General features: G+C 69.0%; 22 protein-coding genes. 14 read left to right on the top strand and 8 right to left on the bottom strand.

Annotation, left to right across the window (positions count from 1 at the left end; translation table 11 throughout):
* Positions 1 to 113: 113 nt before the first annotated feature.
* Entirely contained in the window at positions 114 to 500 is a 387-nt protein-coding gene (locus QA861_RS42895) for a PLD nuclease N-terminal domain-containing protein (RefSeq protein ID WP_334594357.1), read from the bottom strand.
* A 97-nt stretch (positions 501 to 597) separates the two neighbouring features.
* On the opposite strand from QA861_RS42895, the gene QA861_RS42890 reads away from it, so the two are divergent.
* Positions 598 to 2,055, top strand: a complete 1,458-nt coding sequence (locus tag QA861_RS42890) for a menaquinone biosynthesis decarboxylase (RefSeq protein WP_334594356.1) — start codon at positions 598 to 600, stop codon at positions 2,053 to 2,055.
* A 97-nt stretch (positions 2,056 to 2,152) separates the two neighbouring features.
* A complete protein-coding gene (gene mqnP / locus QA861_RS42885; RefSeq protein ID WP_334594355.1) occupies positions 2,153 to 3,055 on the top strand; it encodes a menaquinone biosynthesis prenyltransferase MqnP in 903 nt (300 codons plus the stop codon).
* 33 nt (positions 3,056 to 3,088) lie between these two features.
* On the opposite strand, the gene QA861_RS42880 is transcribed toward mqnP, so the two are convergent.
* Positions 3,089 to 3,634, bottom strand: coding sequence for a rhomboid family intramembrane serine protease (locus QA861_RS42880; protein ID WP_334595031.1), 546 nt, complete (start codon positions 3,632 to 3,634; stop codon positions 3,089 to 3,091).
* A 288-nt stretch (positions 3,635 to 3,922) separates the two neighbouring features.
* Here QA861_RS42880 and QA861_RS42875 point away from each other — a divergent pair, with 288 nt between their 5' ends.
* From QA861_RS42875 to QA861_RS42850, 6 genes are all read left to right on the top strand, one after another.
* Complete coding sequence (locus tag QA861_RS42875) at positions 3,923 to 4,597, top strand: UbiX family flavin prenyltransferase (protein WP_334594354.1); 675 nt, start codon at positions 3,923 to 3,925, stop codon at positions 4,595 to 4,597.
* A 165-nt stretch (positions 4,598 to 4,762) separates the two neighbouring features.
* Positions 4,763 to 5,218: an Lrp/AsnC family transcriptional regulator gene (locus QA861_RS42870; protein WP_006381092.1), complete on the top strand. Its 456-nt coding sequence runs from the start codon at positions 4,763 to 4,765 to the stop codon at positions 5,216 to 5,218.
* A 90-nt stretch (positions 5,219 to 5,308) separates the two neighbouring features.
* Positions 5,309 to 6,472 (top strand): aminofutalosine synthase MqnE, encoded by a 1,164-nt coding sequence (gene mqnE, locus QA861_RS42865; protein WP_334594353.1) that lies wholly within the window; start codon positions 5,309 to 5,311, stop codon positions 6,470 to 6,472.
* Positions 6,473 to 6,634: 162 nt separating this feature from the next.
* A complete protein-coding gene (locus QA861_RS42860; RefSeq protein WP_334594352.1) occupies positions 6,635 to 7,159 on the top strand; it encodes a GNAT family N-acetyltransferase in 525 nt (174 codons plus the stop codon).
* Between the two features lie 94 nt (positions 7,160 to 7,253).
* Positions 7,254 to 7,580, top strand: a complete 327-nt coding sequence (locus tag QA861_RS42855; protein WP_334594350.1) for a DUF4229 domain-containing protein — start codon at positions 7,254 to 7,256, stop codon at positions 7,578 to 7,580.
* Between the two features lie 52 nt (positions 7,581 to 7,632).
* Positions 7,633 to 8,283 (top strand): TetR/AcrR family transcriptional regulator, encoded by a 651-nt coding sequence (locus QA861_RS42850; protein WP_334594349.1) that lies wholly within the window; start codon positions 7,633 to 7,635, stop codon positions 8,281 to 8,283.
* A gap of 81 nt (positions 8,284 to 8,364) precedes the next feature.
* Here QA861_RS42850 and QA861_RS42845 read toward each other — a convergent pair whose 3' ends face one another.
* On the bottom strand, positions 8,365 to 9,300 hold the full coding sequence (locus QA861_RS42845; protein WP_334594348.1) for a MaoC family dehydratase: 936 nt from the start codon (positions 9,298 to 9,300) through the stop codon (positions 8,365 to 8,367).
* Between the two features lie 346 nt (positions 9,301 to 9,646).
* On the opposite strand from QA861_RS42845, the gene QA861_RS42840 reads away from it, so the two are divergent.
* Positions 9,647 to 11,587 (top strand): AMP-dependent synthetase/ligase, encoded by a 1,941-nt coding sequence (locus tag QA861_RS42840; protein WP_443041649.1) that lies wholly within the window; start codon positions 9,647 to 9,649, stop codon positions 11,585 to 11,587.
* A gap of 82 nt (positions 11,588 to 11,669) precedes the next feature.
* On the opposite strand, the gene QA861_RS42835 is transcribed toward QA861_RS42840, so the two are convergent.
* The gene (locus QA861_RS42835) at positions 11,670 to 12,560 is read right to left on the bottom strand and encodes a LysR family transcriptional regulator (RefSeq protein ID WP_334594347.1); all 891 of its coding nucleotides are present in this window, start codon (positions 12,558 to 12,560) and stop codon (positions 11,670 to 11,672) included.
* 195 nt (positions 12,561 to 12,755) lie between these two features.
* Here QA861_RS42835 and QA861_RS42830 point away from each other — a divergent pair, with 195 nt between their 5' ends.
* Positions 12,756 to 13,361 carry a DUF6817 domain-containing protein gene (locus tag QA861_RS42830; protein ID WP_334594346.1) on the top strand — a complete coding sequence of 202 codons (606 nt, stop codon included), beginning with the start codon at positions 12,756 to 12,758 and terminating at the stop codon, positions 13,359 to 13,361.
* A 188-nt stretch (positions 13,362 to 13,549) separates the two neighbouring features.
* The gene (locus tag QA861_RS42825) at positions 13,550 to 14,710 is read left to right on the top strand and encodes a N(5)-(carboxyethyl)ornithine synthase (RefSeq protein ID WP_334594344.1); all 1,161 of its coding nucleotides are present in this window, start codon (positions 13,550 to 13,552) and stop codon (positions 14,708 to 14,710) included.
* A gap of 18 nt (positions 14,711 to 14,728) precedes the next feature.
* Here the strand turns inward: QA861_RS42825 and QA861_RS42820 are convergent, their stop codons facing one another.
* From QA861_RS42820 to QA861_RS42810, 3 genes are all read right to left on the bottom strand, one after another.
* Positions 14,729 to 15,226 (bottom strand): hypothetical protein, encoded by a 498-nt coding sequence (locus QA861_RS42820; protein WP_334594342.1) that lies wholly within the window; start codon positions 15,224 to 15,226, stop codon positions 14,729 to 14,731.
* A gap of 63 nt (positions 15,227 to 15,289) precedes the next feature.
* Positions 15,290 to 15,532 (bottom strand): DUF397 domain-containing protein, encoded by a 243-nt coding sequence (locus QA861_RS42815; RefSeq protein WP_334594341.1) that lies wholly within the window; start codon positions 15,530 to 15,532, stop codon positions 15,290 to 15,292.
* Positions 15,529 to 16,410, bottom strand: coding sequence for a helix-turn-helix domain-containing protein (locus QA861_RS42810; RefSeq protein ID WP_443041694.1), 882 nt, complete (start codon positions 16,408 to 16,410; stop codon positions 15,529 to 15,531). The genes QA861_RS42815 and QA861_RS42810 overlap by 4 nt, the downstream gene beginning before the upstream one ends.
* A 114-nt stretch (positions 16,411 to 16,524) precedes the next feature.
* Here QA861_RS42810 and QA861_RS42805 point away from each other — a divergent pair, with 114 nt between their 5' ends.
* Positions 16,525 to 16,962 carry an ATP-binding protein gene (locus tag QA861_RS42805; protein ID WP_334594337.1) on the top strand — a complete coding sequence of 146 codons (438 nt, stop codon included), beginning with the start codon at positions 16,525 to 16,527 and terminating at the stop codon, positions 16,960 to 16,962.
* Positions 16,963 to 17,103: 141 nt separating this feature from the next.
* Here the strand turns inward: QA861_RS42805 and QA861_RS42800 are convergent, their stop codons facing one another.
* The gene (locus QA861_RS42800) at positions 17,104 to 17,655 is read right to left on the bottom strand and encodes a YciI family protein (protein ID WP_334594336.1); all 552 of its coding nucleotides are present in this window, start codon (positions 17,653 to 17,655) and stop codon (positions 17,104 to 17,106) included.
* Positions 17,656 to 17,729: 74 nt separating this feature from the next.
* On the opposite strand from QA861_RS42800, the gene kstD reads away from it, so the two are divergent.
* Positions 17,730 to 19,520 (top strand): 3-oxosteroid 1-dehydrogenase, encoded by a 1,791-nt coding sequence (gene kstD, locus QA861_RS42795; RefSeq protein WP_334594334.1) that lies wholly within the window; start codon positions 17,730 to 17,732, stop codon positions 19,518 to 19,520.
* Positions 19,521 to 19,771: 251 nt separating this feature from the next.
* The gene (locus tag QA861_RS42790; RefSeq protein WP_334594333.1) at positions 19,772 to 22,144 is read left to right on the top strand and encodes an alpha-L-fucosidase; all 2,373 of its coding nucleotides are present in this window, start codon (positions 19,772 to 19,774) and stop codon (positions 22,142 to 22,144) included.
* Positions 22,145 to 22,161: the final 17 nt, after the last annotated feature.

Below are 22,161 nucleotides of genomic sequence, written 5' to 3'. Positions count from 1 at the left end.
GTAAGTGTCCGGTCCGCGACCCATCCCGCCCAGGGACGCACTGTCCGCTTCGGGGGGCTCGCCGGCGTACACCTTGTACGGGGCCGACGGGGGCCGACAGCAGCCCCGTACGCCTACTCCTTGGGGTCCTCGCCGCTCTCCCGGCGCTTCAGCTCCTCCTCGCGGCGGCGCAGGTCGGCCTCCCAGTCCCGCAGATGGGCGTCGTCGTCCTGCGCCGGCTCACTCTCGTCCGCCTTCTCGTCCTTGAGGGACTTGAGGAACTCCGGGTTGTCGTCCGGGGCGATCCACTGGCCGCCGGCGCCGCCCAGGCGCTGGGAGGTGGCACGGTCGCGGCCGATGATCAGCCACGAGACGGAGCCGACCAGCGGGAACAGAAGAATGAGGATCGCCCACACGGGCTTGGGCATGAAACGGACGTCCTTCTCCTGCGTGGTGACGCAGTCGATGAACGCGTAGATGCTCAGCGCGAGAGGCACCAGGATCAACAGCACCCGCAGCATGTATCGGTTCCCTTTGAGTCGCTGTCCGGGCACTGGGACGGTCGCGTCCGGCCCCCGCTGACAGTCCAAGGGTAGTGCGTGACGGATACTGGAACGCATGGCTTACGACGATCTTCGCTCCCTGCTCAGGGCGCTGGAGCGCGAGGGTGACCTCAAGCGCATCAAGGCCGAGGTGGACCCGTACCTGGAGGTCGGGGAGATCGTCGACCGCGTGCAGAAGGCAGGCGGGCCCGCGCTGCTCTTCGAGAACGTGCGCGGGTCGGCGATGCCGCTGGCCATGAACGTGTTCGGCACCGACCGGCGGCTGCTCAAGTCGCTCGGGCTGAAGTCGTACGCGGACATCAGCGACCGGATCGGCGGGCTGCTGAAACCCGAGCTGCCCCAGGGGTTCGTGGGTGTGCGGGAGGCCTTCGGCAAGCTCGGATCGATGGTCCACGTACCGCCGAAGAAGGTGAAGTCGGACAACGCTCCGGTCCAGGAGGTCGTCCTCAAGGGTGACGAGGTGGACCTCGACCGGCTCCCGGCGCTCTTCACCTGGCCCGAGGACGGCGGCTCCTTCTTCAACCTGGGGCTGACCCACACCAAGGACCCGGAGTCCGGCGTACGCAACCTCGGTCTCTACCGGCTCCAGCGGCACGACAAGCGCACGATCGGGATGCACTGGCAGATCCACAAGGACAGCCGGAACCACTACCAGGTCGCGGCGCGCAAGGGCGAGCGGCTGCCGGTCGCCATCGCCTTCGGCTGCCCGCCCGCCGTCACCTACGCCTCGACGGCACCGCTCCCCGGTGACATCGACGAATACCTGTTCGCCGGGTTCATCGCCGGCAAGAGGATCGAGATGGTCGACTGCGAGACGGTGCCGTTGCAGGTGCCCGCGCAGGCGGAAGTGGTGCTGGAGGGCTGGCTGGAGCCCGGCGAGATGCTCCCCGAGGGCCCCTTCGGCGACCACACGGGCTTCTACACCCCGCAGGAGCCGTTCCCGGCGCTCACGATCGACTGCGTGACGATGCGGCGGCGCCCGCTGCTCCAGTCGATCGTCGTGGGCAGGCCGCCCACGGAGGACGGCCCGCTGGGCCGCGCGACGGAGAGGTTCTTCCTCCCCCTCCTCAAGATCATCGTCCCGGACATCGTGGACTACCACCTCCCCGAGGCCGGCGGCTTCCACAACTGCGCGATCGTCTCGATCGACAAGAAGTACCCCAAGCACGCGCAGAAGGTGATGCACGCCGTCTGGGGCGCCCACATGATGTCCCTGACCAAGCTGATCATCGTCGTCGACTCGGACTGCGACGTCCATGACCTGCACGAGGTCGCCTGGCGGGCCCTCGGCAACACGGACTACTCCCGCGACCTGAGCATCGTCGAAGGCCCCGTCGACCACCTCGACCACGCCTCCTACCAGCAGTTCTGGGGCGGAAAAGCGGGCATCGACGCGACGAAGAAGTGGCCCGAGGAGGGGTACACGCGGGACGGGGGGTGGCCGGAGATGGTGGTCTCGGACCCGGACACGGCCGAACGGGTGACGCGACGGTGGAAGGAATACGGGCTGTGAGGACTGAGTCGATGATGGGACATGACAGCGCGGCGGCGGGGCTTCTCCGCCGACGCGGAGGCGATCCGGTCGAGAGACGCTGGATGGGGTACGGCCTGTGAGTGCCTCCGCCGCCGCGCTGCCTCAGCCCGGCAGGACACGCGCCTTCCTGCGCCTGGTGATGATCGAACACTCGGTCTTCGCGCTGCCCTTCGCCTACATCGCCGCGCTGACAGCGATGTTCCAGCTGGACGGGAACGTCCACTGGAGCCGTCTGCTCCTGGTCACCGTCTGCATGGTCGGTCTGCGGACCTTCGCGATGGCGGTCAACCGGATCATCGACCGCGAGATCGACGCCCGTAACCCGCGCACGGCCCACCGGGAACTGGTCACCGGCGCGATGTCGGTGAAGCACGCCTGGACCGGCGCCCTGATCGCCGTCATCGTCTTCCTCGGCTCGGCGGCCCTCCTGAACCCCCTGTGCCTGGCCCTCGCCCCCGTCGCGGTGATCCCGATGGTGGTGTATCCGTACGGCAAGCGGTTCACGAACTTCCCCCAGGCCATCCTGGGTCTCGCCCAGGCCATGGGCCCGGTCGGCGGCTGGCTGGCGATCACGGGGGAGTGGTCCTGGGACGCGGTGATCCTGGGGCTGGCGGTCGGCATCTGGATCGGCGGCTTCGACCTGATCTACGCCTGCCAGGACATCGAGACGGACCGTGAGACCGGCGTACTGTCGGTACCGGCCCGCTTCGGCATCCCGGCGGCGGTGTGGAGCGCCCGCGTCTGCCACACCCTGACGACAGCACTGCTGGTCTGGTACGCGCTGGCCACGGACGCGGGGGCGTTCTTCTGGCTGGGGCTGCTGGTGGTGGCGGGGGCGTTCCTGTACGAGCACACGATCGTGCGGCCCGATGACCTGTCGCGGCTGAACCGGGCGTTCTTCAGCGTCAACGGGTTCATCGGCATCGCTCTTTTCGGGTGCGCTCTGCTCGATCTGCTCGTCCGTGGGCTCACGGTCTGACTCGACCAGGTGACCGGGTGCTCCCCGCGCCCTCTACTGCATGAGCGGCACCGGAGGCACCCGTCGTCGCCGGAACACGAATGCCGCGGCCACCCCCGATATCAGCCCCGCCAGGTGCCCCTGCCAGCTGATGCCCGTCTGGGTCGGGGCCAGGCCCGTCAGGACCGAGGTGCCCCAGACGGCGGCCACGAGCAGACCGACCAGGACGCCCAACGGACGGCGTTCCACGAAGCCCGTGACGATCAGGTAGCCGAAGAGGCCGAAGATCAGACCGGAGGCGCCCGCCGTGTTGCTGTGCGCGGGCGCCACGAGCCAGACCCCCAGCCCGTCGGCGACGATGATCAGCGCGCAGACCGCGGCGAACCGGCGCAGGCCGCCCAGCGCCGCGAGGAAACCGAGGACCAGCAGCGGAACGCTGTTGGCGGCGACATGGCCGAAGCCGAAGTGGACGAAGGCGGCGGGAACGACATCGACCAGGTCGGACGTCGTACGGGGTGTGATGCCGAGGGCGTCCAGCGCGTGGCCGCTCACCACGTCGACGACCTCCAGCAGCCACAGCAGCGCCACCCAGCCGAGCATCAGCTTGGCCGCCGCCTTCGCGCGTTCCCCGCCGGACAGCAGGCCGTCGGACGCCTCGCCCTCACGCCCGAGCCGGTCGCTTCGCGACGGACCTGGGCCCGCACCGGCCCGGCCCGTTCTCGCCGCATTCCACTTGTCCCACATGACAGACCCCCGGCCCCCCGCCCCTGAAGGGCGATTCAACTCGTCCCCACAGGGAACGCCCGGGCGCCCTCGCCCGGTTCCCGCCCCACGATGCCGGATAAGCTCCGTGTCGTGAACCCACTCAAGCCAGGAGAGACGCCCCGCGTGCCTTGGATCGTGGGGGTGTCCGGCGCCTCCGGCACTCCTTACGCCGCCACAGTGCTGCGCGGCCTTCTCGACGCGGGCGAGAGCGTCGACCTGGTCGTGTCCCGGGCCTCCCGGCTCACGCTGCTCGACGAGACGGGGATCTCCTTCCGGGACGCCCACTGGCAGGACGACCTGCGGGAATGGCTGGCCCGTGGCGCCGACGGCAAGCCCGGCACCTTCGCGGTGGACATCAGCGGCGTACGGCACTGGAGCGCCGGGGATCTGGCGGCCGGGCCCTCCTCCGGGTCGTACGCCACCAAGGGGATGCTGATCGTGCCCGCCTCCACGGCCTGCGTGGCCGGGGTCGCGCTCGGCCTGTCGAAGGACCTGCTGCAGCGGGCGGCCAGTGTGACCCTCAAGGAACGGCGCGCACTCGTCGTCGCCGTACGGGAGTCCCCGTTGAACGGGCAGACCCTCCGCCACCTGGTGACCCTGGACGACGCCGGCGCGAGCGTCGTACCGGCGTCGCCCGCCTTCTACGCCGGCGCCACCCATATCCAGGATCTCGTCGACTTCGTCGCCGGACGCGTGCTCGACGCGGCGGGTGTCCCGCACGGGCTGTACCGCCGCTGGGAGGGCGAACTCGGCGGCGGGGCCGGCACATCCCTTACGTCCCGTACTGATAACGACTGAGCCGGCGTACGTATCAGCAACTGGCAGTACCGCTCATGACTTTCAGGAACCGACAGCAGGAACCGACCGTACGCGCAGCAGTCTTCACCACCCGCAGCAATCTCCACCCGCAGCATTCTTCACCTTCGGCAGTATTCAGGATTCTTCATCGGAAGGCTCGATCGCATGGACGCCGTGGACAGGCAGCTCATCCAGGCCCTGAGGGAGAACGGCAGGGCCTCCTACGCCGAGCTGGGGCGCCTCGTCGGTCTGTCGGGACCCAGCGTCACCGACCGCATCAACCGGCTGGAGACAGCCGGTGTCATCACCGGGTACCGCGCCACCGTCGACTCCGCCTCGCTCGGCCTGGGAGTCATCGCGCTGATCGGTATCTCGCTCTCCGACGCGGCCGACCACGAGGACGTGGCACGCCGGATGCGGGACCTCAGCGAGATCGAGGACTGCTGGTTCATCGCGGGCGACGACTCGTTCATGCTCAAGGTGCGGGCGAGCGACGTCGACGGGCTGGAGAAGACCATCCGGCGGCTCAGCGGGACCCAGGGCGTCTCCAGGACCCGTACGACCATCGTGCTCTCCACGAAGTGGGAGAACAGGGTCGGTGAGCTGCCGGAAGAGCAGTAGGGGCGCAGGCGCGAAGCGCCTGATGGGGCCCCTCCCGCCCGAAGGGTGGGGGCGTACGGTTTACGAGGTCGGTCTAGGAGAGGAACGAGCATGGACGTCGGGCTCAAGCGCGAGCTGGAGGAGAAGGTCAGGGCCGGTGAGCGGCTGACCCGCGAGGACGGCATCGCGCTGTACGAGTCGGACGACCTGGCGTGGCTGGGCGGGCTGGCGCACGAGGTGCGGACCCGTAAGAACGGTGACGTCGTGCACTTCAACGTCAACCGGCACCTCAACATGACGAACGTCTGCACGGCCTCCTGCGCCTACTGCTCGTTCCAGCGCAAGCCGGGCGAGAAGGACGCGTACACGATGCGCATCGAGGAGGCGGTGAAGCTCGCCAAGTCGATGGAGGGCGAGAACCTCACCGAGCTGCACATCGTCAACGGCCTGCACCCGAGCCTTCCGTGGCGCTACTACCCGCGTTCCCTGCGGGAGTTGAAAACCGCTCTCCCGAGCGTCTCCCTCAAGGCGTTCACGGCGACGGAGATCCACCACTTCGAGACGATCAGTGGACTGTCGGCGTCCGAGATCCTCGACGAACTCATCGACGCGGGTCTTGAGTCGCTCACGGGCGGCGGCGCGGAGATCTTCGACTGGGAGGTCCGCGAGCACATCGTCGACCACCGGACACACTGGGAGGACTGGTCGCGCATCCACCGCCTCGCGCACGAGAAGGGTCTCAAGACCCCGTGCACGATGCTGTACGGCCACATCGAGGAGCCGCGGCACCGGGTGGACCACGTCCTGCGCCTGCGTGAGCTGCAGGACGAGACGAACGGCTTCCAGGTCTTCATCCCGCTGCGCTACCAGCACGACTTCGTCGACATGAAGGACGGCAAGGTCCGTAACCGCCTCCAGGCCCGTACGCAGATGGCGACCGGCGCCGAGGCCCTGAAGACCTTCGCGGTCTCCCGGCTGCTCTTCGACAACGTTCCGCACGTCAAGGTCTTCTGGGTCATGCACGGCGTCCAGACCGCCCAGCTGGCCCTCCAGCACGGCGCCGACGACATGGACGGCTCGGTCGTCGAGTACAAGATCACCCACGACGCCGACAACTACGGCACCCCCAACAAACTCACCCGCGAGGACCTCCTCGACCTGATCCGGGACGCCGGCTTCCGCCCGGTGGAGCGCAACACGCGCTACGAGATCATCCGCGAGTACGACGGCCCGGACCCGGCCCGACGCGAGTCGCCGCAGCCGATGCGGGTGTGAAGGCCTGACAGCCACGCACGCATGCCCGGAGGCCGCGCAGCCCGCGCTCTCCGGGTCCAGGCCTCGGCCGGGCGACTCGTCCAAGGGGCCGCAGGCTGCCGGGGCCGCCCCGTGCGCCAAGACCCCACCCAGCACCCTCAGGGTAAGGCTTACGATGCCCAGGTGGCCCTTACCTTCACTCTTGACCCCGCAGTCACCCCCGAGCTTCGCGACGGGCTCCTCGATCTGTGGACCGACGTCTCCAACGCGGGCGGTGCCGTCGGGTTCGTCGCGCCGGTGGAGAGGGAGACGGTTCGGCCCGAGTTGGTGAAGCACTTCGTGGCGATGGCGGGCGGGCGTACCCGGCTGCTGGTCGCGCACGACGAGGACGGGCGGGTCGCCGCGACCGCCTTCCTCGCCTTCAACACCCACCGTCTGATGACCCACTGGGTGTGGCTGTACACGGTGATGGTGCACCCCCGCCACCAGGGCAGCGGCTACGGCCGCACCCTGCTGTCGGCGGCGGCCGACGCGGCCCGCACCTTCGAGGGTACGGAGGCGATCCGCCTCACCTGCCGCGGCGGCCTCGGACTGGAGCGTTTCTACGGCTCCTGCGGCTACAAGGAGGTCGGCCGCATACCCGGCGCGATACGGGTCGCGCCCGGCGACGACCGCGACGACGTCATCATGCTGCTGCCCCTGCTGTGAGCCTGCGGAAGCCCGTGGACCCCCGTGCAAGATCGGGAGCCAGTCGTGCTTCACTGGACGGTGCCCCTTTTTGGAACCGGAAGAGTGGATTGAGATGCTCCGCTACACGCTGATGCGCCTCGGGATCTTGGTGGCCTGCCTGCTGGTCGTCTGGGGCGCCGTCTACTCCGGTATCGCCCCGCGCGGCCTGGGCGGCTCCAACGGCATGTGGATCATCCTCCTCTCCCTGGTGATCTCCGCCCCGATCAGCTTCGTTGTCCTCCGCAAGGAGCGCGACCGGGCGTCGGTGCAGATCGTCGAGCGGGTGGACCGCGCCAAGGCCAACCTGGAGGCGAACCGCAGCCAGGAGGACGAGGCGATCGACGAGGCGGCCCGCGCGCAGGCGCAGGCCCAGACGCAGGCTCAGAGCCAGCCCTCCTGACCTCACGACACGCAGGCCCGCGCACCGGGTCCGCACAACTACCCTTGCCTTCATGGGTGCTGTGAAGAACAAGCGGATGCCGCGCGCCGTCCGTGAGCAGCAGATGCTGGACGCCGCCGTACGGACCTTCGGCCAGCGCGGCTACATGGCCGCGTCGATGGACGAGATCGCCGAACTCGCCGGTGTCTCCAAGCCGTTGGTCTATCTGTACCTGAACTCGAAGGAAGACCTCTTCACCGCCTGCATCCGGCGCGAGGCCAGGACGCTCACCGAAGCGGTCCGTGCCGGCGTCGAACCGGCCCTGCCCGCCGACCGCCAGCTCTGGGACGGCCTGCGCGCGTTCTTCACGCACACCGCCCAGAACCCGGACGGCTGGTCGGTGCTCCATCTCCAGGCCCGTACACACGGCGAGCCGTTCGCGACCGAGGTCGCGGCGATGCGCGAAGAACTCGTCGCGTTCGTCACCCAGCTGATCGTGGTCGCCGCCCGCGAGGCCCACCGCGACCCCTCGCTGCCCGAGCGGGAGGTCGCCGGCCTGGCCGTGGCCCTGGTCGGCGCCGCCGAGTCCCTGGCGGCCTGGGCGAACACCACCCCGGGCGTCACCGCGAAACAGGCGGCGACGACTCTGATGAACTTCGCCTGGGCGGGCCTGGACAGCCTGATGGCAGGCCACCCCTGGTCACCTCCGCCGGAAAACACCTGATCGGGCAGCGCCCGTCAGGGGCGCGGGGAACTGCGCGACCAGCCACAACGGCGCCGCAGTGACCCGACAACCCGACACCCCTCACGGCACCCTGAGTGGAACGCCCCGAACCTCACCCCGCAGATGTACGCGTCCCCCGCCCCGCAGTTCGAAGTTCCCGGCGCCGTCCGCCCCGTACTCCACCGTGCCCGGCAGCAGCACCGGCGCCCTGAAGTCGGTGCGGACCAGGGCCGATTCGGGGGTCCCGTGGGCGGCGAGGCAGCGGGCGGCGGTCCACATGCCGTGGGCTATCGCGCGCCGGAAGCCGAAGAGGCGGGCGGTGAGGGCGTGCAGGTGGATGGGGTTGCGGTCGCCGGAGGCGGCGGAGTACCGCCGGCCGACATCCTCGCCGAGCCGCCACTCGGTGACCAGCGGCAGCGCCTCGGGCTCGTCACCGGCGTCCCGCGCACCGGCGTCCTGCGCACCGGCGTCCCGCGCACCGGCGGGCACCTCGCTCCGGTGCCGTGCCAGATAGGTGCTCGTCGACTCCCACACCGGTACCTCGCCCCCGCCCCGGCCCCCGTCCTCACCTTCCCGTACCTCCGTCCGCACGGACGCTTCGGTGCCGCGCCGGTGGGGCGTCAACTCATCGACGTAAACGGAGAGTTCGTAGATGCCGGTGGCGGCGAGCGGGCGTCGGCGGAGGATCTCCACCGAGGTGTGGACCAGCCCGAGCAGCGGGAGCGGAAAGCTGCGCTCGGTCATCAGGAGCATGGCCAGCGGGAAGCCGAGGACGTGTGGATAAGTGAGGGGAAGGGCGTCGTCGCCGACGGGGAAGCCGCAGACCCGTTCGTAGGCGGCGAGGCGGGCGAGATCGATGCGTACGCCGGGCAGGACGAGGCGGGTGCCCGGGAGGATGGCGTCCGGGCGGGACCTGTTGAGCGCGGCCTTTTTCAAAGGGGACGCGAAGGCGCCCCGGGCGAGCAGGGGTGCCAGGGCCGGAGACCGGTCGAGGGTGCGAAGCGAGCGGTCGGTCATGGTCAACTCCCACCTCGATACCATACTTACTCCAGAGTCAGGTTACCGGAGGTAAGCCCCGGATCACCCCTGGATGAAAGTGTGAAGAAGGGCTGGGAAGGCATATGGGGCCGGTGCTAACGTGAAAAACGCTCAGGACAGGGCAAGACGACCCATCGAAAACCTGTGTGACACCTGAGCTTCCACATCCCCGCCGCTCCACCGCCCCGGAACCCGCACGACCCCCACACGTGCGAGCCGTACGATCCGGTTTCTGAACAGCGGGACCGCCGAAGTCGTACATCTGTGGTGAACACCGTCAGAGGTGTACACGCCGGAAGGCCGCCGCACGTCACAGGAGCCGCTCGTGTCCTCGTCGTTCCCGTCTTCCCCGACCTCACCGCAGATCGTGGCCGCCGTCGGCTACGACGGCGAACCCCTGCTGGTGGAGCCCGAGATCCGGCGGCTGGACGGAGCCGTGCGGGAGGTGTCCGTACCGGCGTTCGTCGCGCCCGCGACGTACGGCTCGCTCGCGGACATCCCCTTCGACAACGCGAACGAGGACCCCGAAGCGACAGTCCTCAGCCGCCGTACGCCGGAGGGCAGCTGGGAGCATGTCACGGCGGCCGAGTTCGCCGAGCAGGTCCTCGCGCTGGCCAAGGGGCTGATAGCCGAGGGCCTGGTGCCGGGTGACCGGCTGGCCATCATGGCGCGGACGACGTACGAGTGGACGCTCATGGACTTCGCCGCGTGGGCGGCGGGACTGGTGACCGTACCCATCTATCCGACGTCCTCCGCCTTCCAGACCCGCTGGATCCTCCAGGACTCCGGCGCCGTGGCCCTCGCCGCGGAGACGACCGCCCAGGCCGCCGCCCTCGGCCCGGAACGCGACCGCATCCCCGACCTCAAGCACATGTGGGTCTTCGAGAAGGGGCACGTGGAGCGGCTCGCGGAACTCGGCAAGGACGTGCCGGACCAGGAAGTCGCCGTACGCCGTGGGGTGTTGGGCCCGGACACCCTCGCCACACTCATCTACACCTCGGGCACGACCGGCCGCCCCAAGGGCTGCGCGCTCACGCACGGCAACTTCTTCGCCGAGGTCGACAACGCCATCGAACTCCTCTACCCCGTCTTCCGGGAACAGACGAAGGATGAGGCGTCGGTACTGCTGTTCCTGCCGATGTCCCACGTCTTCGGCCGGATGGTGGCCATCGCCTGCATACGGGCGGGCATCCGGCTGGGCCACGCCCCCAGCCTCAGGTCGGAAGACCTGCTGGGAGACCTCGCGGCCTTCAAACCAACCTGTCTGCTCGCCATCCCCTACATGCTGGAGAAGGTCTTCAACACGGCCCGCGCGAAGGCCGAGGCGGGCAAACGGGTCTCGTCCTTCGACCGCGCGGTGAGCGTGGCCCGCCGCTACAGCGAGGCGGTGGAGGACCAGCGGCACGGCATCGGCAACGGCCCCAGCCGCGCGCTGCGCACCTCGCGCGCCTTCTACGACCCCCTCGTCTACCGCCGTATCCGCAACGCCATGGGCGGCAGGGTCCGTTACATGATCTGCGGTGGCTCACCGCTCGGCCGCCCCCTGGCCGGCTTCTTCGCCGGGGCGGGCATCGAGATCTACGAGGGGTACGGCCTGACCGAGTCCACGGGCGCGGCCACGGTCACGCCACCGCTCAAACCCCGTGTGGGCACGGTGGGTTGGCCTCTCCCCGGCACCCGCGTCCGGATCGCCGCCGACGGTGAGGTGGAGCTGTCCGGCGATCAGATCCTGCGCGGCTACTGGGACCTGAGCGCGGGCGGCGTCGTCCCGGCGGCACCGGAGGGCTGGCTCGCGACGGGCGACATCGGCTCCCTCGACGAAGAGGGCTATCTGACGATCACCGGCCGCAAGAAGGAGATCCTGATCACCGCCGGCGGTAAGAGCGTCGCCCCGGCACCCATGGAGAACTGGCTGCGGGCCCACCCCCTGATCTCCCAGGCGATGGTCCTGGGCGACGGCCGCCCGTACATCTCGGCCCTGATCACCCTTGACTCCCCCGGCCTCACCCACTGGCGCCAGATGCAGGGCAAGCACCCGGTGCCGCCCGAACTCCTCATGAACGACGCCGACTTGAGGGCCGTCATCCAACGGGCGGTGGAGGAGGCGAACAAGCTCGTCTCCCGCCCGGAGTCGATCCGCCGCTTCACCATCCTCCCCGTCGACTTCACGGAGGAGGCCGGCCACCTCACACCGTCGATGAAGCTGCGCCGCTTCGAGGTCATGCGGGACTTCGCGGCGGAGGTGGAGGGGTTGTACGAGCGCTGAGGAGTGCTGACGAGTTGACCGCGCCCTATGGGGGCGCGGGGAACTGCGACATGCCCCCACGAGCCCGCAGCCAACGAACAACCTAACCACCACAACTCTCAGCAACGGTATCCGCAAACGCCCGGGCAGTCGGACTGAGCGCATCCCACCGCCGAACAGCCCACCCCACCGCCAGCGGCCGAAACCCGCGCAACGGAACCAGCCGCACCGGCCCGTCAGAACCCGGCACCACCAGATCAGGCACAGCGGGGACGATGGCGGCCCCGAGGCCCAACTCGGCCAGCAACAAAGCGGTATCCCAGTCGGCGACACTCGTGTCGAACACCGGGCGCACCCCCACCTCCGCGAACGCCGCGTCCAGATGCGCGGCGGAAGTGGAGTTGGGCGGCAGCCGTATCAACCGCAGGTCGCGCAGATCGTCGGCCTCGGCACAAGCCCGCCGAGCGAGAGCATCACCCGCACCCACAGCCAGCACCCACGGCAACTCCATCACCACCCGCTGCTCGATACCCCGCACCGGCGCCCCGATGGTGATCCAAGCGAGGTCCAACTCACTGTCGGCCAGCGCGGCGAAACACCCCCGGCTGGAGTTCTCCGTACGGAACTCCAGGCTCACCTTGGGGTGTTGACGCCGAAAGGCCACCACCGCGTCCGCCATGAAGTGCCGCACGGTGGTGGCACCGGTGGCGACCCGTACGGACCCGCTCTCACCGTCGACGAGGTCCTTGAGCTGTCGTAGGGCGAGGTCCAGTCCGGCGATGCCTTGCGAGGCGGCGGTCTGCAAAACGCGCCCGGCCTCGGTCGGTACGACTCCCCGCGCATGCCGCTCCAGCAGAGCGACGCCCGTCTCCCGCTCCAGCCGCTTCACATGCTGACTCACCGCCGACTGCGTACAGGCGAGGTCACGGGCGACCGCGCTCAGGCTCCCGGCCCGGCACACGGCGACGAACACACGCAGGTCATCCAGGGTCACAACGCCCAAGCTAACACCCAAGCAAATACTTGGAGTTGGTGACAGAACCTTAGGATTGACTGGTTGCGGCCGAGTACGTCACGCTCAGGGCAGGGCCCAGGCGGCAACCCGTCCCGCGCCCCCGCCGGGGTCCGGACCAAGGGGTGGGGAGCGGACGGGTGCCGACCTTTCGCGCACCGAGAGGACGCCACCCCCATGTCCGCTTCCCTTCCCTCTCCCTCACCTCCCTCTCCCTCCCCTCCCGCTGTCGTTCCGTCCACGGCCGCCCAAACCGTCGGATTCCTCCGGCAGTTGGGCGCCGAGCAAATAGCGCACCCCGGCGGGACGTTGCTCGCCCACCTCTGCCGGGTGTACCGACTGCTCGCGGCCTGGGAGGCCCGGCCGGCCCTCCGTCTGGCGGGTCTCTGTCACGCCGCCTACGGCGCCGACGGCTTCCCCACCGCCCTGCTCTCCCTCGACCGCCGCGCCGAGCTGGCGAGGGTGATCGGCCCGGAGGCGGAGGAGATCGTCCACGTCTACTCCGCCATGGCCCGCAAGGCCACGTATCCCGGCCTGGCGCTCCCGAACGCGCCGTTCTACGACCGCTTCACCGGCGGCGCCCGACCCGTGAACCGGAGCCGCCGCGAGGACCTCGCCGAGCTGACCGCCGCGAACGAACTCGACCTGGCCCGCGTGAACCCGGTCTTCCGCGAACAGTGGGGCCCGGACCTGCTCGCCCTGTTCACCGGCTTCCGGCCCCTGCTGAGCGGACTGGCATGGGAGGACGTGGAGACGACGCTGGGCCGCCGTGACCGGCGATGAGTCTCGCCGTGTTAGCGGTAGCTTGTGACGATATGTACGGATGTCCCGAGAAGTAGGGGGTTGTGCGTCGGACGGAGTACGGTGGCGGTACCGAGCGCACTTCGCACGCCGTCATCCATTTCGGCGTCGCCCTCGGGGAACGGCAATGCCGGATCGCCTCGCGTCCGGTCGGAAATGAGCCGCCCCACATGAGCCTGATGACTCTCGGAGTACTCGCCTCCTCGCACAAGGAGAACGAGTTCCGTCTGCCCCTGCACCCCCGCCACCTGGACCGGATCGCCCCGGACATACGCGAGAAGATCTTCCTCGAACAGGGCTACGGCGAACGGTTCGGCGTCGACGACGACGCGCTGAGCACCCTCGTGGCCGGGCTGCGCTCCCGCGAGCAGCTTCTCGCCGAGTGCGATGTCATGCTGCTGCCCAAGCCGACGCACGACGACGTCGCCGAGCTGCGCGAGGGCCAGGTGCTGTGGGGGTGGCCGCACTGCGTGCAGGACGAGAAGATGACGCAGCTCGCCATCGACCGCCGGCTGACCCTGATCGCCTGGGAAGCCATGAACCACTGGACCTCGACGGGCGCCTTCAGCGTCCATGTGTTCCACAAGAACAACGAGCTGGCCGGCTACTGCTCGGTGCTGCACGCCCTCCAGCTCGGCGGCCTGACCGGTCACTACGGCCGCCGCCTGCGCGCGGTGGTCATGAGCTTCGGTGCCACGGCGCGCGGAGCGGTCACGGGCCTGGGAGCGATGGGGGTCACCGATGTCACGGTGCTCACCCAGCGCGCCGCCGCGGCCGTGGCCTCGCCGATGCCGTCGGTCGTGATGGCCCACTTCGAGGAGCAGGAGGACGACCCGTCGCGCCTCCAGGCAGCCACCCCGACCGGCCCCGTGCCGCTGGCGGAGTACCTGGCCGGGTTCGACATCATCGTCAACTGCATCTTCCAGGACACCGACGCGCCCCTCACGTTCGTCACCGACGAGGATCTCGCCCTGTTCAGGCCGGGGACCTTTTTCATCGACGTCTCCTGCGACGAGGGCATGGGCTTCGAGTGGGCCGCCCCGACCACCTTCGGTGAACCCATGCACACGGTGGGACCGGGCTGCCACTACTACGCGGTCGACCACAGCCCGTCCCACCTGTGGAACTCCGCCACCTGGGAGATCAGTGAGGCGCTGTTGCCCTACCTGCGCAAGGTCATGCAAGGCCCGGCGGCCTGGGACGCCGACGTCACGCTGAGGAAGGCGATCGAGATCCGCGACGGGGTCGTCCAGAACCCGAAGATCCTGTCCTTCCAGCACCGGTCAGCCACCTACCCCCACGCACCTTCGCCGACCTCAGCAGCCGGCTAGCGGGTTTCGCCGGGTACGTCACTGCCCGGCGGACACCGACCAACGCACACCGGAGGTACCGGTGACGTGTATGTACGCGTCCGGGTGCGCCTCGCTGACCTCGGTCTCGTTGTAGGTGGTGGCGACCTTGCCGTCCGCACACTCCTCGACGGAGGTCATGCCCAGCGCGGCGACCTCGACCTTCACGGTGCCCTTGCCCTCACAGTTCAGGGCGATCCCGAGGGTCCCTTTACGAAGCCCGCCCTTGAAGGGGATGGCTCGACCGAACTGACCGTTGGCGTACGAGGCGATGGTCTTCCGGTCGATCTTCGGAGCCTCGGTGACGGTGTCGCCGTCGGCGTGCTCGTCGTCGGTGTCGGCGGCGGGCTTGGCGGGGGCGGCGGGTGTGGCCGGGGCCGACTTCTTGGCCGAGGTCTTCGGGCCGTCGCCGTCGCTGTCACTGGAGCAGGCGGTGCCGGTCAGCAGTACCGCCGCGCAGATCGCTGCCGCTGTGGTGGCGCGGGTGATCGTGGTCATGTCCCGATCATCGCCGTCGTAGACCCCGGGAAATCCACCCCGGCCGCGTACGCAGCACAGCTGTTACACAGAGGCCTGGCGGAGGAAGGCGGACCAGGTGGTGGGGGAGAGGGTGAGGTGCCCTCCGGTGGGGTTCTTGGAGTCGCGGAGGTGGATGGCGTGGGGGCAGACGGCTATCTCGACGCACTCGCCGCCTTCGCCGCCGCTGCGGCTGGACTTGCGCCAGGTGTAGGCGGCTTCCAGGCACTCGCCGCCTTCGCCGTCGCTGTAGCTGGACTTGAACCAGTTGAGTTTCGCGGTGTTCATAGCTCCCCCAGCTTCTTCTCGATCAGGGCCCGGGACTCTGCTGGCGGTAGGGCCACCGCCCGCATGATCCCATAGCGGTCAGCGATCTTCCGTACCTCTTCCAAGTCGGTGATCAGCCGCGGGTGCCCCTGGACCTCCGTGTACGCCACCTGTGGGTGCTTTTGGGGTGTCAGTAGATTGAACGCGCCGCCCATATTGGGGTGATCCTCGATACCTGTCGGCATTACTTGGATCTCTACGTTTCGCATGCTGCCGACGCGCATCAAGTGCATCAACTGCCCTTGGTGCACGGTCTGGCCGCCGATCGGCCGATCCAGCACCACTTCTTCCAGCACGTAGCTGCACATCGGTGCGGGCCATCGGTCGAAGACCTGCTGGCGTGACAACCGGTCGGCGACCCGCTTGTTGATGGTGTCCTCGTCGAGGAGTGGTCGTCGACGGGAGAACATTGCTTGCGCGTACTCCATGGTCTGAAGCAGGCCAGGCACTCCTTGGTTGGCGTAGTAATGCAGTTCCACGGCCTCGCCTTCGAGCGCCGCGTACCCTCGATACCAATCCGGATGCCGCGTCCTCGCCTTCTTCATCGCCGCCTCGACCTCGGGGATGGCGTCCGTCAACAACCCACCCGCGTTGAGGATTTCGTCAGCCTTCCTCAGTAGCTCGGGCCTCGTGATCCGTACGCCCCGCTCCATCGCGGAGATGGCGTCCGGCCCATACCCCACCAACTCCCCGAACTGCCGCTGCGTCAGCCCAGCCCGTTCCCGTAGACGCTTGAGCATCTTGCCCAGCGCCGTGAACAACCCCGTCGTACCGTCTTCCTCCGCCGGAGTCTCCGGCTTTCGCTCGGCATCCTCAGTCACGCACGCCACCGCCCTCACCTCGTCGTGGTCACGGCCGACAACCCGTACCCCTGACCCACCGCACCCGTACGGATACCCGGAGTCCACCGTCGCCCCTGGTCAGAGTAGGACGAAGCGACCACTCTCGGTAACGTGAACTCACAAATCTCCACCCCCCTCCCCGCCCCCACCGACGAACTGACCCAGCGCCTCAGCTGCACCCCGCGAGGCGCCCGCCTCGCCAGACGCCTCGCCGCCCAGCAACTCGCCGAGTGGGGATACCCGCACGACAGCGACGCGAACGACACCGCACAGCACGTCGTCGCCGAACTCGCCGCGAACGCCGTCACGCACGGCCGCGTACCGGGACGGGACTTCGAACTCCGCCTCCTGTTGCTCCCGGAGGACACGCTGCGTATCGAGGTGAGCGATACGCGAGGTGACCGGCGACTGCGCATGGTGCCCAGATGGGAGATCGACGAGACCGGCCGGGGCCTGATCATCGTGTCGGTCCTCGCCCGCACGTGGGGCGTGTCGGAGCGGGAGGTCGGCAAGACGGTGTGGGCGGAGCTCCCGCTCAAGGAAGGGTGAGTTGCGGGATGCGGCTCAGTGCTCCCGCTGTAGCTCGTGATCTTGCTGGTCGGGTGTGATCGGGCGGCCGTGTCGACGAGCATCGCGTCCAGTCGACCCCCTCGTCTGGCCTCGCCGCACGGAGCATGGTCACCCACTCGCTCACGACCGCCCCCCGAACTGCCAGTTGTGCACCTCGATGTCGGCGTAACGGTCCGGGGTCGAGAGGACGGCGCGGGCCATGGTCGGGTCCGGTGCCCGGAGCAGTGCTGCCGTGCCCAGCCAGGTGTCGCCGTCGTCGGAGAGCAGAGGCCCGTAGGCGATCAGGTCGTCACTGTCGGGCGGCAGGGCGACGTCGGCCGCCTCGCCCGTGCCGAGGCCGATCACCAGGTATCGGTTGCCGTCGGTCGGGCCGCCGGGGAACTTCCACATCGTGCGGCCCAGTGTGTTGCGCCACCGGCGTAGGAGCACGTCACGGTAGACGCCTGCCTGGTAGCCCGGCTCGTCGAAGGCGAACGCGCGGGCGGCGGCGGTGTCCGGCAGGTCGAGGATGTGCACGCTGCCGGTGGCTGTCTCGCGGTCGTCGGTGAGGGTCGGGCCGCGGGCGATCATCTCCTTGGCGTACCCGTCCATGTAGGACCAGTGGTCTTCGAGCAGTTCGGCGCGCAGGGCCCCGGAATCGGGTCGGTCGCGGTGGTAGCAGAGGAACTCCATGCCCGAAGGCCTACCAGGTTCCGCCTGGGCATGGTTCTTGACTTCCCAAGACCCAAGTACGACATTCCCGCCCCATGAACCCAGAAGTGGACTCAACCAGACGTACCGAACTTCCTTCCAGGAGAGGCGTGTTGGCCGGCGCCGCTGCGGCCGGTGTTGCCGTCGGGGTGGGCGCGGGCACGGCCCAGGCAGGGACCCCGCCCCTCGCCCCGCCCCTCCTCGGGACGTACGACGTGGTGGTCGTCGGAGCGGGGGCCGCCGGGATGACCGCCGCGCTGACCGCCGCCAAGCAGGGGCTGACCTGCGTCGTCGTCGAGAAGGCGCCCACCTTCGGTGGGTCCGCCGCCCGTTCCGGGGCCGGGGTGTGGATTCCGAACAACCCCGTGATCCTGGCGGCCGGGGTGCCGGACACCCCCGCCAAGGCCGCCGCCTACCTCGCGGCCGTCGTCGGACCGGATGTCCCCGCCGCCCGTCAGCAGGCCTTCCTCGCCCATGGGCCCGCCATGCTCTCCTTCGTCATGGCGAACAGCCCGCTCCGCTTCCGCTGGATGGAGGGATACAGCGACTACTACCCGGAGTTGCCCGGCGGTCTCCCCAACGGCCGTTCCATAGAGCCCGATCAGCTCGACGGCAACATCCTCGGCGCCGAGCTCGCCAACCTCAACCCGCCGTATCTCGCTGTCCCTTCGGGCATGGTCGTCTTCAGCGCCGACTACAAGTGGCTGGCCCTCGCCGCCGTGAACGTGAAGGGCGCCGCAGTCGCCGTCGAGTGTCTGGCGCGCGGTACGAAGGCGTCCCTCAAGGGGCAGACCCCGCTGACCATGGGGCAGGCCCTCGCGGGCGGACTCCGTGCGGGGCTGGCGTCGGCAGGGGTACCCGTCTGGCTCAACACCCCGCTCACCGACCTCTACTTGGAGTCCGGAGCGGTCAACGGCGCCGTCGTCACCCGCGACGGCACCGTCGGTCTTCTCCGTGCCCGGCGCGGCGTGATCGTCGGCTCGGGCGGCTTCGAGCACAACGCGGCGATGCGGGCCCAGTACCAGCGGCAGCCCATCGGCACGGAGTGGACCGTCGGCGCGAAGGAGAACACCGGGGACGGAATCCGGGCGGGTGAGCGCGTCGGCGGCTCCCTCGCCCTGATGGAGGACGCCTGGTGGGGTCCGGCGATCCCGCTCCCCGGCGACCCGTACTTCTGTCTGGCCGAACGCACCCTCCCCGGCGGCCTGTTGGTCAACGCGGCGGGCTCCCGCTTCGTCAACGAGGCCGGTCCCTACAGCGACGTCGTCCACACCATGTACGAGCGAAACCCCACCGACCCGGACATCCCGGCCTGGCTGATCGTCGACCAGAACTACCGCAACCGCTACCTCTTCAAGGACGTCACCCCGACCTTCGTACTCCCCGCCGACTGGTACAACTCCGGTGCCGTGCACAAGGCGTGGACGATGGATGCCCTGGCGACCGCCATCGGTGTCCCGGCCACCGCCCTCCGTACGACCGTCAGCCGCTTCAACTCCCTTGCCCTGAACGGCGACGACACCGACTTCGGGCGCGGCGACAGCGCGTACGACCACTACTACACGGACCCGGCCGTCCTCCCGAACTCCTGCCTGGCCCCCCTGTGGCTGCCCCCGTACTACGCCTTCCGGATCGTCCCCGGTGACCTCGGCACCAAGGGCGGCCTACGGACCGACGCCCGGGCGCGAGTCCTGCGGGCCGACGGTACGGCGATCCCCGGCCTGTACGCCGCCGGCAACGCCAGTGCCGCCGTCATGGGCCACAGCTACGCGGGCGCGGGCTCGACGATCGGCCCGGCGATGACGTTCGGGTATGTGGCGGCACTGGCGGCGGCGGGGGTGATCTGAAAACTCCAGGACGCCGTGCCGTGGCGGGAGGTCAAGGCCGAGTTCACCGTCTTGCGGACCCCGAGGACTACGGATACTGCGCCTGACGCTCTGACCGTCCCAGCCCGCTGCCCGCCCCGTCACCGTCCCGGCCTCGCTCTCGATTCACTCGATTCACCCGATCTATCCGTCAAGTCTCTTACTCGTGCGCACCATTGACAGCCCCATGCCCCTCCCCAATCATCAAGACACCCGATGATTTGGGAGTCGCCATGAGTACGTATCCACGACGTCATGTCCTGGGCGCCACCGCGGGAGTCGCCGCTTCGGTCGCCCTTCCCCTCGCCGCCACGACGGACGCGCACGCCGCCGAGACGGCCGCGCGACAGACCGGCACCGGAACCGGGACCGGAACCGGCACGTGGGTTCCCGTGCCGAGTCCGGTCCCCGTCTCCCTCGCCGGCCTCTACGACAACGACGGCGTGGACACCGCCTCCGCGCGCGGCGGCGACTTCGACGGCTCGGGCTACACCTTCCCGGGCGAGGAACTCCCGTCGGGACAGGTGCGGGTGGACGGCATCCCCTTCGACTTCCCCGCCTCCGGCGCCGGCGCCAAGAACAACGTCGTCTCGCTCGGGCAGCGCGTCGACATCCCCAAGGGCCGCTACCTGACGGCGCACTTCCTCACCGCTGGAAGCTACGGCGACGCCTCCGGCAAGGCCACGGTTCACTACGCGGACGGTTCGGCCACGACGGCCGGCCTCGGCGGGTCCGACTGGTACGCGTCGGGCGGCGCACTGTCCACCCCGTACCGCTACCGTCCGGACGGCACGAAGGACGAACACAGCGTCGGCATCGGGACGTCGGAGCTGTGGATCGACCCGCAGCGAGAGGCCGTCGCCATCACCCTGCCGGTCACCAACCCGGCCGAGGCGAACAAGGCGTGCCTGCACGTGTTCGCGCTCTCCCTCCAACCGGTCGCCCAGGGACGGGCGTTGGTGCTGCGGGACGCCCACTCGACGAACTCGGCTCTGGAGTCCACCGGAGCCCAGAGTGTCGAGGCCACCGTCGTCAACGCCGGCACCGTCGCCGTCCTGGCCCACGACAACGTGTCGGTACGCGTGGACGTGCCCGGCGCCCGCACCGTGGAGCCCGCGCGCATCCGCCGCCTCGACCCCGGCGAACAGGCCCGCGTCCGGGTCGGCATCCGTAACCGCCCAGGCACCGCACCCGGCACCTCGCAGGAGGGCGTGGTGACGGTCACCGGACGCGGAGCCCAGGCCGCCGCGCAGCGAAACCCGCTGTCCCTCGGCGTCGCCGACTACCAGCCGGCCGAGAACTCCCTCTCCGGCCACCAGGCGCCGTACTGGTTCCACAGCGCCAAGTTCGGCATCTTCATCCACTGGGGCGTGTACTCGGTGCCCGCCTGGTCACCGGTCGGGGAGCAGTACGCCGAGTGGTACTGGAACCACCTGCAGGACCCGAACAACGCCGTGTACGCCTACCACCGGCAGACATACGGCGAGAACTTCGCGTACGACGACTTCATCCCCATGTTCACGGCCCTGAAATTCGACCCGCGATCCTGGGTCGAACTGTTCCGGGACGCCGGCGCGCAGTACCACGTACTGACCTCGAAACACCACGAGGGATACGCCCTCTGGGACACGAAGCTCTCCGACCGGAACTCGGTGAAGACGGGTCCGCGACGGGACCTGGTCAAGGAACTCTTCGACGCGTCCCGTCGCTACACACCCGAACTGCACCGCGGGCTCTACTTCTCGATGCCCGAGTGGTTCAACCCGGACCAACCGTGGATGGGCCACGCCCCGCGCAACCCGTACACGCTCGACCCGGTGCCGTACACCGGTTACACCGCGGGCAAAAACTATGTGAAGGACTATCAGGCCGCGCAGATGCTGGAGCTGATCCACGGTTACGACCCCGAGCTCATCTGGTGCGACATCGGCGGCGCCAACGACAGCCTTCACGTGCTCGCCGAGTACTTCAACCACGCCAAGAACCGGAAGCGCCCCGCCGAGGTCACCGTCAACAACCGCTCAGGCATCGCCTTCCACGACTTCACGACTCCCGAATACACGACGTACGACAACACGGTCGTCGCCAAATGGGAGTCCAGCCGCGGACTCGACCCGTTCAGCTACGGCTACAACCAGGCCACTCCTGACGACAAGTACATGACCACGGAGCAGGTCGTGCACAGCCTGGTGGACATCGTCTCCAAGAACGGCAACTTCCTGCTCGACATCGGCCCGCGCGCCGACGGCACCATCCCGGAGATCATGCAGACCCGGCTGCGCGAGACGGGCCGGTGGCTGAGCACCAACGGTGAGGCCATCTACGACACCACGTACTGGTCGAGGATGGCGCAACTGGGCGAGGACCTGCGCTTCACGGTCCGCCCGAACCAGGCCTTCTACATCCACTCCCTGGCCCAGCCGGGCGCCCGGCTCACCGTCGAGGCGCCCGTCCCGATCCGCAGCGGCGACACGGTGACGATGCTCGGCCACGACCGGCCCCTGACCTGGACCGTCAGCAAGGGCGCGCTGCGGATCGACGTTCCCGCGGCGGCCCGGAAAGCCGGGGAGCACGCCTGGGTCTTCAAGGTGCGCTGGAACTCCTGACGCGGGGCGGGACGGGC

It is taken from the genome of Streptomyces sp. B21-083 (assembly GCF_036898825.1).
In the GTDB taxonomy this organism is placed as follows: domain Bacteria; phylum Actinomycetota; class Actinomycetes; order Streptomycetales; family Streptomycetaceae; genus Streptomyces.
The sequence above is the reverse complement of the archived record's forward strand: the minus strand, read 5'-3'. Positions and strand labels throughout refer to the sequence as shown.